Source organism: Vibrio sp. 10N.261.46.A3, from assembly GCF_041472995.1.
GTDB classification, from domain to species: Bacteria; Pseudomonadota; Gammaproteobacteria; order Enterobacterales; family Vibrionaceae; genus Vibrio; species Vibrio coralliirubri.
Window position 1 is genome coordinate 1 of sequence record NZ_JBFRRH010000127.1, and the last position, 12,614, is coordinate 12,614.

General features: G+C 42.4%; 10 protein-coding genes. 5 read left to right on the plus strand and 5 right to left on the minus strand.

Going from position 1 to position 12,614, the window contains the following annotated elements:
- Positions 1 to 668 precede the first annotated feature (668 nt).
- Positions 669 to 1,763, plus strand: coding sequence for a carbohydrate porin (locus AB4484_RS24015; protein WP_372080709.1), 1,095 nt, complete (start codon positions 669 to 671; stop codon positions 1,761 to 1,763).
- Between the two features lie 119 nt (positions 1,764 to 1,882).
- On the opposite strand, the gene AB4484_RS24020 is transcribed toward AB4484_RS24015, so the two are convergent.
- The 4 genes from AB4484_RS24020 to AB4484_RS24035 form a co-directional block, all read right to left on the minus strand.
- The gene (locus AB4484_RS24020; RefSeq protein ID WP_372080710.1) at positions 1,883 to 2,590 is read right to left on the minus strand and encodes a GntR family transcriptional regulator; all 708 of its coding nucleotides are present in this window, start codon (positions 2,588 to 2,590) and stop codon (positions 1,883 to 1,885) included.
- Positions 2,591 to 2,924: 334 nt separating this feature from the next.
- Positions 2,925 to 5,615, minus strand: a complete 2,691-nt coding sequence (gene ygjK, locus AB4484_RS24025; protein ID WP_372080712.1) for an alpha-glucosidase — start codon at positions 5,613 to 5,615, stop codon at positions 2,925 to 2,927.
- A 178-nt stretch (positions 5,616 to 5,793) separates the two neighbouring features.
- Positions 5,794 to 6,561: a transcriptional regulator gene (locus AB4484_RS24030; RefSeq protein ID WP_372080714.1), complete on the minus strand. Its 768-nt coding sequence runs from the start codon at positions 6,559 to 6,561 to the stop codon at positions 5,794 to 5,796.
- 621 nt (positions 6,562 to 7,182) lie between these two features.
- The gene (locus tag AB4484_RS24035; protein WP_086775866.1) at positions 7,183 to 8,427 is read right to left on the minus strand and encodes a membrane dipeptidase; all 1,245 of its coding nucleotides are present in this window, start codon (positions 8,425 to 8,427) and stop codon (positions 7,183 to 7,185) included.
- Between the two features lie 315 nt (positions 8,428 to 8,742).
- On the opposite strand from AB4484_RS24035, the gene AB4484_RS24040 reads away from it, so the two are divergent.
- The 4 genes from AB4484_RS24040 to AB4484_RS24055 all read left to right on the plus strand — a co-directional run bounded on the left by AB4484_RS24040 (position 8,743) and on the right by AB4484_RS24055 (position 11,898).
- Positions 8,743 to 9,699, plus strand: coding sequence for a helix-turn-helix domain-containing protein (locus tag AB4484_RS24040; protein WP_372080716.1), 957 nt, complete (start codon positions 8,743 to 8,745; stop codon positions 9,697 to 9,699).
- Between the two features lie 47 nt (positions 9,700 to 9,746).
- Positions 9,747 to 10,229 carry a prepilin-type N-terminal cleavage/methylation domain-containing protein gene (locus AB4484_RS24045; protein WP_050712306.1) on the plus strand — a complete coding sequence of 161 codons (483 nt, stop codon included), beginning with the start codon at positions 9,747 to 9,749 and terminating at the stop codon, positions 10,227 to 10,229.
- 174 nt (positions 10,230 to 10,403) lie between these two features.
- On the plus strand, positions 10,404 to 11,027 hold the full coding sequence (locus tag AB4484_RS24050; protein WP_372080718.1) for an HAD family hydrolase: 624 nt from the start codon (positions 10,404 to 10,406) through the stop codon (positions 11,025 to 11,027).
- Positions 11,028 to 11,064: 37 nt separating this feature from the next.
- Positions 11,065 to 11,898: a hypothetical protein gene (locus tag AB4484_RS24055; RefSeq protein ID WP_372080720.1), complete on the plus strand. Its 834-nt coding sequence runs from the start codon at positions 11,065 to 11,067 to the stop codon at positions 11,896 to 11,898.
- Between the two features lie 114 nt (positions 11,899 to 12,012).
- Here the strand turns inward: AB4484_RS24055 and AB4484_RS24060 are convergent, their stop codons facing one another.
- On the minus strand, positions 12,013 to 12,579 hold the full coding sequence (locus AB4484_RS24060; RefSeq protein WP_372080722.1) for a sugar O-acetyltransferase: 567 nt from the start codon (positions 12,577 to 12,579) through the stop codon (positions 12,013 to 12,015).
- Between the last annotated feature and the right edge of the window lie 35 nt (positions 12,580 to 12,614).

Here is a 12,614-nt window from a genome sequence, read left to right on the forward strand (position 1 = left end):
CTGTTGCTGTTGCTGTTGCTTCTGGCCTAGCTAATCAATCAACAAGTAATCAGAATTTTCATATCCAAACTATTAGTATTACCTCTCACATACCTTCAATTAACTGACTTTAAATAGTTCAGTAATAACAGGCTGACCTTAATGAAAAATGTTCCACTATAATTTCGAAAATTAATTTCCCCACTTTCAAAGTTTATCTTTTGGATATGGGTTAATTTTATTTAAATGGCTCATAAAAAATTAATGATGTACATTAATTGTCACTATTAATATTTTTAATACTGCTTCATTAACCTTTGGTTAATTTAAATCCCAATAAAAAATATGATGGTTATTAAAACAGTTTAATATAATCTAAATTAAGTGGTTTAGCGTATTGCTATAAAACCACCCAAGTTTTGACTGTTATTTAATCTGTATTGTGCAATAGAGATTATTTTAGTTTTTAATTTTGCGATTTACATTTAAAGCGTTGAATTTAAGGGATATTTTTATAAATATAAAACAGTGATTTAGGTCTGCAATTCCAGATGGATAATATTGTGAGTGAGGAGTTAATTAGTAAATATACGCCCTAGAAATCGAGTCGAATACTGTCCATATATTTCAACTTGAACTTCAAAAAGTTGCTATGCAACTAATAACAATAAAATAATATTAGGGTTTATATGAAAAGCACATTCAAGCTGTCTTTAGCTACTGTTTTAGTTTCTTCTGCAATGGGAGCTCATGCAGGCATTGCCATTGTTGATACAGAAGAAGGTAACTTCTCTGTCGGTGGTAACGTGGAGCTGAACTTCAACTACCAAGATAGAGAATCGAATGATAACGGTGACGCAGAGTTCAACCAAGATGGTCGAGTTCTGATTGAGTTCGCTGGCGAAAAGTACACCAGTAATGGTCACTATGTTGGGGTTAAAGCGCAGCCTCTATTTGAAAGCACAGGCAATGTAGCACTCGATGATGCCTACTTTGAGTTCGGCAAAAAAGACGGGTGGGCGATCAAAGCGGGTCGTTTTGAAGCCTACGATATGTTCCCTGTTGGCCTCGATGTTTTCCTAGAGTATTCAGGTGATACCTCAAATGAACTTTATACGGGTGGCAGCGCTTATGTGTATCAGATGAAAGAAGCTCGCGGTCGTGGTTCTGATGGTCAGTTGATGTATAGCCAAAGTTTTGGGGATCTGTATGTCGAAGTAGGAACGATGATCGGTGACCGCTCTGACTTGTTCTCTGATAGCTACCATGGTGTGGACGTAGACCACGACAACGCAAAAGATGCCTTCCTTGTTCGCCCGGTTGTGTCATATAAAATGGGTGACTTTACTGTTGCAGCCTCAATGGAAACTAACTTAGTCAGCGATGCTGTTGTCGATACCTTGGGTAAAGATATCTCTGACCGAACTGGTTACGGCCTAACAGGTAATTGGTCTAATGATGCTTGGAGCGTTAACGCTAACTTTGCTTACTTAGATGCTGTCGATGAAACTAATGCAACCGCGGGTTTGAACGCGCTTTATAACAACTTCGGTATCGGTTACATCTATGGTGCGAACGAATATGATTCCACATGGGCGAAAGGCGATGTGACGGTTAACACGGGTTACGCATCTTATGAGTTCCAGAATGTACTCGAAGTACAAGACTTCTCTGTGCTTCTTGGTACTTACTACACGACAGTCGACAACGAGACGACCAATACGTCTGCGTTCTCTGAAGACGATGATTTTGGTGCTCGCGTACGTTTGTACTACGAATTCTAATATCAGTTGATTCAATTCTACTGACAACCCGCAACTGTGCGGGTTGTTGTTTTTAGGGCGATACGGAAACTAGAGAAATTAAACGTGGGAAGACAAGTGGCTTAATACAAATTAAGCCGTTACTTTTTGTCTCGGAAGCTCATGCTCTCATTGTTAAAAGGCGTGTGGTAAGTGCATTGGTAGTTGATGTCGATGATATCGCTGACGATGAACAGCTCACCCGATGCTAAGAAACCTCGGTTGGTGATATTCATCGCCGCCGCATTTTTTTTGCAGCCGAGCAACTCCGCATCTTCTTTAGAAACGTTGATCGCTTGATACGTTGTTAAGTAGCTATCGATCTGGAGGCCTTTCGCTAGCGCATGTTTCTGGATTGAGCTTTCAATGATCTCGGCATTCATCTCTGGGAAGACCCTGACAGGGATCTTGGCTTCTTCAATCTGTACTACTTTGTTGTTAATCAATCGAAGCCGTCTAATTTTCCAAATGTAGTCATTGTCGTCTAAAGAAAAAATCTGCTGTTCGTGGTTATCGGGTAGCGCTTTATTCAGTTGGAGCTTTTTATAAGAAATCTCTTCAAAACTGTTTTCAGTGATAGAGTTGTACACCAGTGGTGTACCAATGAGAGAAGTGTTGACGAAGTAACCAGAACCCACCTTAGATTTCACCATGCCAATAGCCTCTAGCTTGGCTAGTGCTTTACGAATCGTGAAACGAGATAATCCATATATTTCAGACAGTTCTCGTTCTGCAGGAAGCTTATGGCTGATACTGTTTTGGCAAATTTTGCTCACAATATCTTGAACAACTAATTCATATTTTTTCATTCTAAAAACTTAAAAAAGCACTCATGGTGATTAAATTATAGTTAACTAAATCAGATACTCAGCGCATTCCGAACTAGCCGATAATTCTAACATAGAAGGCCAATTAGATGATGAGAAATAGGGTGTTTTGGAGGGCGAATTCAAGGGTTACTTCTGGGTGTGTGACTTCATTCTCTTTCTTGGTTAGATAAGGGAGAGGGCGAGGTTACCTGTAAGTAGATAATAAAAAAGCCACAGCATTTACTGTGACTTTTGAACCTGACTTGAAGATGTTTAAGTGGTTGCAGATGATAGGGGGGCATCTGCAACGCCTAATATCTAATGAGTGTGGCTGCTATTTACCCACAAAACCGTTGTACAACATGTAAAGGTGCGCTGCACTCCAAGAGAAGTTATTCGCGCCCTGAACCTCACCCGTTTCTGGGTTGTAGTTTTCCTGAATCGGGGTAGCTTCTGTTAAGCCTTGCGCATTTTGGAATAGCTTGTCGACCATTTGACGCGCTTCCACACCGTATCCATAGTTGTCCATACCGCGTACACCAAAGTAGAACTGATCCAGCCATACGCGACCACGCCAGTATATGTCTGGGCCGTAAGCTGGGTTGTCCATTGATGCCGTACCTAGCGGAATCTTAGGTGAGTTAAACTTGCTGGTATTTAGCATGTTCTCTACGACTTTATCCGCGTGTTCTTGAGTCGCTGCGTTGTTGAATAGTGGTGACCAACCTTCAGGTCCCATACCGCGCTTCACCAGTACCGGACCTGCACATTGGTTAGGGAGTCCATTTGGTACCACTTCAATATCGTAGTAGAAGCCCGTTGACTCATCGTACATACAACGGTTGATGTATTCTTTGGTATCGGCCGCTTTTTCTGCAAACTCAGCGGCTTTGTCTGCTTTACCCAATACGTCGGCAATTTGTGACAGGTATAGGTTGTCTGAGTACCAGTAAGAGGCTTGATCTACCGACTCTTGCATTAATGAGTAACCAGATAAGCTGTCTGAATCATCCGTGTTTTCGTTGAACTTCACCTCCCAGTCTTTCTTCGCCAGAGCCAGTTTGTCCATGTTCTCAACTGAATCATCAAGGTAGGTCACCACTGAACCATCTGTACCCATAGCCATGTCATACGTATTGTCGAAACCATTAGTGTCATGAGCGTAGCGGCCCATTTGGTCTATCACTTCCGCTTTTTCTTGAGTCGGTTGTTCAGATAATCCTTGTAGGTTATCGATAGTGTCGATAAAGCCGAACACGCCTGCGTTATCACGACCCGACTCCCAACCCGCCGCTACTTTCGCTGGGATACTCATTGCTGTGTAATCACCAGTAGTCAGCAATTCATTGTACTTCTCGATACTCGTTTCTTTGATCCACTGGTCGCCATTAGCTTCGTCTTTGTATTGGAACTTCATATCGTCAACAGACGCATCTGATCCCCAAGAACCGTCATTCACGTCACCTGTGAAAACCGTGTGGATTGGATCTTTCGCTGCGCCGTATTCTGGAATGCCGTTCTTGTTCGTATCACGAGCACGTAACCACCAATCGTGGAACGCAACTAGCTTCGGATACATTTCTTCCAGCCATCTTTGTGCTTCTTCTGGACGATTATGTTCGTCTTTCAGAGCGGTATACACTTCCCATACCGCCCATGCTGCCAGTGATGGTTTGGTATTTCGTTCATTCCAGTTCAGGCCATCGGTCGCTTGAGGGAACACTTTTTTGTATTCCGCTGACATGCCTTCCCAGCGTTCTGCTGGTAGGTTGTACGTCACAACATCAAGCAGGTAACCTTCATCCCAAGGGCGTACTGGATCATCAGATTGCACTTGGTATTGGAATACAGTGCGAATGTTTTCCATCGCTACATCTGGGTTGAAGTGAGACATCGCATAAGCTTGCTTCCACGTATCCCACGGCCATGTCATATTGCCCGAGAAGTAAGGGGCCGTAACGGAAGGTGTAACGGTGTCGTGATCAATTGCACCCGCAGCACCACGCCAGTTCGCGTTTAATGTTTCCATTGCTTTTACTGCAACAAACTCATGTTCTTTTGAAGCCGCATCGTTGGTGAGACCGTTTTCTAGATATTCTTCCCAACGCATGGCTGAATCGTGCATGTAACCTTTTGGATCGGCCATCACCTTATTTAGTTTTCCAAACTCAGACGCTTGTTCTTTGGTGTTTTGAACGTGAGTGTAAGCCGTGTATAACGTGATCTCTTCGCCATCACCTAGAGAGGCCGTTTGCACGAAACCTTTCTTGTCGTCATTGATGGTAGAAGTTTCTGGTTTGATAGAACGTGTCACTTCGAACTTTGAATCGCCAGATGTCAACAATGACCATGAATCACGAACTGCGCCAAAAGAGACTTCTACACCATTGTCTGTCGCTGTAATTTCACGGGAGTAAGTTGGGTAAGCTTCTTCAACACTACGAACTGTGCTGTCTTCATTCTTATATGCCGTGCCATCATCAGCACGATAGTTTTGCATCAACTCACCATCCCATTCACCTTGAATATCAAGCTTATTTGGGTTTTTGATGGTGGTTTTTACAAGAGAAGTACGATTAGTCACAAAACGCATTTCTAGCTCGGCTTCGATACCGTTATCGCCTGTATACGCTTGAATCAACGCACCTGGTTGTGAGTATGCGTTTGTCAGTTCTAGCGGCATAACCTGACCATCAACAGCCAGAGACAAGCGGTCAAAACGTGCTGCCATGAATGACACGTATTCTTCGGTCAGCAGTGCTGTACCACCTAAAGTTATTTCACCACCTTTGGTGTCTAATGTGTGACCGTGCCATGAGCCGTTATCGAACATCGGAATGTAGCGCAGGTGACCACCGTGTAAATCACGCAATGCCACTGGCACCCCAGCACGATCGATGGTGTTGTGGAATTCGGTCGCTTTAAGTGGAGCATCCACATTCGAACTATTATCGTTACTGTTGCATCCGCTTAGCGTTAGAGCAACGCCGACAGCAACCGCACATAAAGACGTTTTAAACTGCATGTTATATCCTTCATTTATAGGTTTTTGAACCTGATCAGGCGAAAAAAGGTCGAGACATGCCCTGCCGAGTTTCGTGATGAAGATTCAGCCTTATTTATTTCTTTTATTGGTATGAGAAAAGAACGCTTATTTACGTCGATTCTTTTTTATTCAACTTGTTTAAATAACAAGTAATTAATTATTGTTCTTTTGCCATCGATATAGCTTTTAATAATTCACCGTTAATATTTGGAATCGTATCAGAAAGAAATATCTGATTACCTGGTGTATAGGTCATCAACACATTTCTGAGCCGTTCGCTGCCTTCACCGTTCTTGTTTTGTACATCAAACTCAATCAGCTTGTTGTATACTTCATTCGCCAGTTTCTCTTCTTGTTCTTCAGTAATAGCAATGCTTCCCATACAGATAGGGGGACGTACATCATGGCTGAAAACTTCATTTCGAAAACGTTTAGCGAATAAAGTGTCAAGCTTAGAACCTTCTTCAAAAATAAAACGACCTTGATCTTTAAATCGGTATTGGTCATCACCTTTTAATTCAACGTAATCCATCATTTCTAATGCGCGAAAATATATGGCGACTGACGTATGGCTCAATTGGTAGTTATTGGCAATATCTTGTGGTGACCACTCTTTTCGTCGTAATAGATACAAAAAGTCAAACAAATATGGATATTGGTTAAATATTTCACTGTTGATATCGGTGATAAATTGTTCGTTCTCTTGCTGTAGCTGTTTACCTCTCATAGATAGTTCGACCAAGTCAGTATCTAAATGAGTGGCATACGAAAGTATTTTATCCAGCCCTAAAGACGTATTGTGCAGTTGCCTTTTAATGGTTGAGAGAGGAATTGCCATCCCAGCAGAGAGGTCGGAATAACAAATCCCTTTCTCTTTGATTTTCTCTCGTAAAGCAGCAAGTAAATACGTTGCAGAATTATTCATCTAACAATGCCTGTTTTATTTTCTTCAGCATCCCTGATAATAAATTCAAGAGGTCCTACTCTTGTGACTCTGGTTCCAAATATTTACAACATTTACTATGAGTTAGATAATTTCCAAAATTGAGATTTTTACTTGTTGTTATCTGTACAAGTTGTACTCAATGCTTTTAGTTTTTATCTATTTTTAGTACGCGATGAGTATAATTGTTTTGAGGCATAAAATTAAGTTCACGATGGTTTTTAGTAAAGTTTTCTTTCGAGAGGTTAATTTATTAGGTGGGAAGTATCAAAAAGCTGTACTCAGGAATTTTGTCTAGTTTGATATCACAAATTATTCGATAGTGACTGGTGTTTCATTGAATTGGTGACCAGTAAAAGTCTTGTTATAAGGAATAATTAGGTTAGTTAACTGGCGGGTGTGGTTCTGGAAGCGTAATCATATTATATAATTATTTTCCAAATTTTTATGTATTTATTCCATTTATTATTCGACCTGAAAACTATTTGGTGCTTCATTATTCTCTTTCTTGGTTGGATAAGGGAGAGGTCATCTGCAAGCCGATAATAAAAAAGCACGCCCGATAGGACGTGCTTCGAGTGTTTGAGCTTTGTTGGTTGCGAGCTACATAGCTAAGTTTTCATTTCTTAACTTGGTTAGTGTTTTTAGACGCTTTGTATACTCTTTTTGGAACTCATCAGGGTCAGCGCCCTCAGATACTTGAGCGTACACTCGCATCTTGTTACCACCGTAGATCTTGGCAAGATCATCGTTACTGTAACCGCGTTTCCACAGTTCATCAGTAATCGCCGCTAGGATCTTCGACAGTTCGCCATTACCGGTAGCGCCTTTGTTGAACGCCTCAATCATGTAGCCGCCATCGTCGTACATTTTCGCGTTCTTGGTTGCGAAATCCACAACCATTGCGGTAGAGAACATATCATCAGTTGCGATACCTACGTGGTCAACGCCTACCAATTTCACGTAGTAGTCGATCATATCTGCAGCTTGCACTGGAGAAATATCTTCAGGCCAAACGCCGTCCATCATCCATTCCGTAAAGGTTGGGGCAACGTAGCCACCTGATTTAGCCGCGCGTATCGCTTCATCGTCAGGAATAGCACGGTAGCAACCTTGTGGCGTTGCATCTGGCTCACTCTTATAAAGCCCAGCAGGCACTGAGTGCGTGTAGACAAATGGGGTTCCAGGATACTTCTCTTCCATGTAATCCATCGCGTCATTTGCTGTCTTCGAGCCTGTGTGGCTGAGATCGAGAATGACCTGATACTCGACCATTGAATCAATAACAGACTCGCCCCAAGGGGTTAGACCAATATCTCTACCGTTAAATGCAGCTAACTGACCTGAACCTGTTCTGAAAATGTCGTTATACGCCAAGATCATGCTTTTTAAGCCCATGTCTTTTAGAATCGCCATTTTGGTCACATCTTCTTCCAAAATAGTGGCGGTTTGGCTGTTCCAAAGTACGGCGGTTTTGCCTTCAGTGTGGGCTTTCTCAATGTCATTATTGGAATGTGCGATGATGAAATTGTCAGGTTGTTTTGCCATCGCAGAGCGGTGTTTATGATGGTGAAACAAGAAGTCATCGAAGTTGTGATCAGCAGCGGTAATGGTGTATTCATGCCCTGTGATACCTGCATCACGAGCATCTTGGAAGTAATCCAACAGTTGTTGCTCGTCCTGCCAACCTGCACCATAAGGGCTCGCGAGCATACCAATGACAATGGTGTCTTGAACAAATGTTTTAGCCTTATCTGATGCAGGCCAGGTCTTACTCTCAACACTTGCCTGTGCAACACCAACACTCATTGCAATGCTTGCTGCTACTAACGTTATCTTTTTAAACATGAAAACCTCTCAATTACTGGCTTAAGTCCATTTATATTTATGCCTAGATTTAATAGTAGACCCTGACGGTATCGTTGAGTTATTTAAAATTGATAACCCTGTCATACTTTGTAATCAAAGCGTTACGTCCTGAATTGTGATTTCGCCTTAATGCTAAAAACTTAAAGCGCCTCTTGTTAACTTGAGGTAATAGTAGCTAAGCTAGAAAAGTAAAATGTGCATTTTGTGCCACTGAACTTAGACTGTATTGATGCAGATATTGGGTTGAGTTGTGGGTTTAGCTTGTTTTGGACAATACAAAGGAATCGTGAACTGATGCTTGAATTACCATTGATTGCGAAGAGTGTTGTGAGTCATTTTCAGCAGTGCGTGCGAGAAGATAAGTCATTAACTCCATATCATGCCGCGATAGAAGCGCTCGCAGTTCAAGTGAGCATGCCATTCTCAATGGATACTTCACCTGCTCAATATGTCTCGTTTAATGTGTTTACGCAGTTCTTAGAGGGGGTGAGGAAGGTATTACCATCTGAGGTGTTTGTTTCTGCGTTATTAGGCAATGCTCAACGTGCCGCTCTCGAACTCGATTTTTCCAACCTTTTAGCTCAAGATTTTCTCTCCTTTTTTCCGTTTGAACAATGGTCAGTCGAATCGTCTTCACAGTCATTAAAGCTTTCATTTCGAGTATCTAATAGCTCGCTCAATGGTATTGAAGCCGAGCTGTTTTTGATCGTTTATAGCCACGCTTATTTTAAATCTCAACAAACTGATATTGATAAGCCGATTCGTTACGACTTAGTTTCAGTGTCGGCGAGTGCGTTAAGTGAGTTGAGAATACAAACGGAAACACCACAGTTCATAGGTCAAAATGAGACGAGCATTTCGTATAACCCCATTGATCGAGATTGCTCAATCAAAGCGGTATCAACGGCTACTACTTCCACCTTCAAAGTGACACAAGCATTACTTCCTTATATCGGTCGAGTTGATGTAGATTTGGTGATGTTTGGTCAGATAAACCGAATGGGCAAGCGCACAATTCAGAGGGCGCTTAGTGAAGAGGGGACGACCTTTCGAACCATTAAAGAGACCCTGTCTTTTGAATTCGCCAAGCGCGTTATGACTGAGCAAGATTATTCGATCTCAGATATTGCACTTCACTTGGGATACGCAGATGCCTCACAATTTATAAGAGCGTTTAAGCGATCGAACGGAATAACACCACTTCAATGGAAAAAGAACAATAAAAGTATAGGTGACGGTATAAAATTATAACCCTTCTATGTATACTGTCTTTCGTTCTATAACGTAAGGTACTGACTATGAAAAGATTAAACGGTTTTTCCTTACTTGAACTTGTTGTTGTCGTCGTGATACTTGGCATTCTTTCTGTGGTTGTTGCCCCTAAATTCTTAGGGCTTCAGTCAGACGCGAGAGCGGCGGCATTAAAAGGCCTTAAAGGGTCAATGGAAGGTGCGGCTGCGATTGTTTATGGCAAAGCAGCCATTGAAGGCGTAGAGAATCTACCTGTTTCTTCAAGCCAAGGAACAACGGTCAACGGAGTCCAAACTGATTATGGCTACCCCACAGCGTCGGAAATGGGAATAGGAATCGCGGTGCAAGGTTTAAGTGGTGAGAACAGTGATTGGAAGATGTTAGGCGCTCATGCTGCTTCGGTTCCTAATGAGGTGATTGTCTACTCTTTTGACAACGCGCAGCCAAACGAAACCTGCGTCGTTATTTATCGTTCGAACGCCTCTGCCGGAGCACCAACCATATTCTCGTCGGAAGCCGATTTATGTTAGTTATTTCTTAGCTTATTGATATTGAGAAGGCCGTCGTAATGATGGCCTTTTTTGTACTCCATTGATTGTATATTCTACCCAAGGCTTTTAATTTATAAACGTTCGCTATGAATCTTTATGTGCGGCACTTTGTGCCGCTTTTCCATCAATGACATGGTGATAACGGGAGTGTGTATGAGTTCTAATGAAATCAAAAACGTGGTGTTTGATGTAGGCAATGTCATTGTGCGTTGGGCACCTCTGGAGATTACCCGGCTTACTTTTGGCGATACTGAAGAATTGGAGTCTCGAGCTCGTTCTATTTTTCAAAGTACGATTTGGATGGATTTGAACAAAGGGTTCTTGACCGAAAGTGAGGCCAAGCTTCGTTATCAACAAGAACTCGACTTGTCCCCGTTAGAGTGCGATCGCCTGTTTTATTACGTTAAGCAAACGCAGATCTTATTGCACGATTCAGTTGAACTCATCGAGCGTGTAAAGCGATCGGGTTATGGTGTGTACGCGCTTACCGACAATGTGGTCGAGATTGTTGAATACTTAAAAAATACTTATCAATTTTGGGCGTTGTTTGATGGTGCGGCAGTATCTGCTGAACTTGGTTTGCTTAAGCCACAACCTGAAATCTACCAAGCGCTGTTATCGAATTATGGGCTCAAAGCTTCAGAAACCGTCTTCCTCGATGACATGCCTTATAACGTCGAGGGTGCGAAAGCTGTGGGTATGGCTGCTATTCAGTTTACCGATGCCGTTCAGTGTGAAAATAGCTTGCAGGCGCTTGGTGTGAATTTAATAGATTGACGCCTTGGCGAATGAGTTAAATTTGAGGATGTAGAAAATGAAAAGATACCCACCTAAGTCTATCGTTACATTCTTGTTTTTGACTATGTCGGTGCTGGTTTTAGTGGTGGCTGTCGTGCTTCAAATCCGCGGTGAGCAAGCATGTGATGGTTGCTATGAATCAGATAAAGGACAGTTCAAGTTTGTCCTTTATGATGGAACTTCACCTGCGATAATTCCAAGTATTCACAACGAGCTATTGCTCAAACAGATTCCTTTGATGAAGAGCTTCGGTCTTGACTCGTTACCGGTTATAACGGTGAGAGTATGGCAAAGCCAAAAGGCGTACTTAGATGAGCAAGAGCGTAGTATTGGTCAGCGATATGCGTTTTCTACAGGCTACATCGAGCCTCAAAGTAATGAAATCAGGCTGCTTTATTTTGGTGGCGAAATCCAACGAACGGCACTGCATGAATTTGTGCATTTACTGACACTTCAAGTTAACCCCAATTTCGTGAACAACCCTCGTTGGTTGTGGGAAGCCGTGGCTATCTATAAGTCTGAAGATTACTGGTTCCACATGAATAACCGGAATGCAATCAAAGCCCGTTTTGATGGGCTTGTTCAAGAGTTATGCATAAACCCTAATGGTGGTGCAACAATCTACGAAGTTGGTTATACCATCGGTGAATTTATCGAGCGTTCTTGGGGAGAAGAGGCTTTTATCAAGCTCATAAAGAGTAACGGCGATGTATCTGTAATAACGAATGAGCCGATAGAGTCGCTATTTTCAGGGTGGAAGGATTTCGTGAAAAATACCTATCTTAGCTCACCACAAACCGAGTATGAGAAGGCTTTAGAGCGAAGCCCATTACAGGCCTCAGAGCAGTGAATGAGATAAACTGTGTAGAAAGTTAACTGTATGATAGAGCAATGCTGCTTATTAGATTAAGAGCCATGTTATTGAAACATGGCTCTTTTTAGATTTGGATACGCGCTTTCTTGTTTAGTCGCGGGTTTGTTCGGTATTCAAGTGTCGAATCAGCTTCGCTGGTGTGCCGCCGTACAGGCAATCCGGTGGTACATCACTGTTGACTACTGAGTTGGCTGCGATAACCGAGCGAGCGCCAATCGTCACGCCTTGGTTGATGACTGAGTTTCCACCAATCCACACATCGTCTTCGACTGTGATAGGTAGGCAGAAAGTCTCCCACTTACGGCGGCTGAGATAATCCAATGAGTGAGAGGCTGTATAAAACTGGGCACTTGGCCCCACCAATACATTGTTGCCAATTTTGATATTCGCGCCATCAAGCATTACCACGTTCATGTTGATAAAGGTGTCGTTACCGATCTCGATGGTTTTGCCAAACTCGCAATGAAAAGGAGGACGGACAACGCTGTTTCCTACTTTACCAAACAGATTAACTTGCAGGCTTGGTTGCTGAGTATCGTCTGAACATTGATTGAAGTCTGACAGCGCCTTGCTGGCGTGAGTACGCATGTGGTCTATTTCATGGTCTGCGCCATCAAAAATCTCGCCGGACAGCATTTTCTCGAGTTCTGTTTTCATTGTTTGCATCCCATTCGTCAACATCGATATTAGAA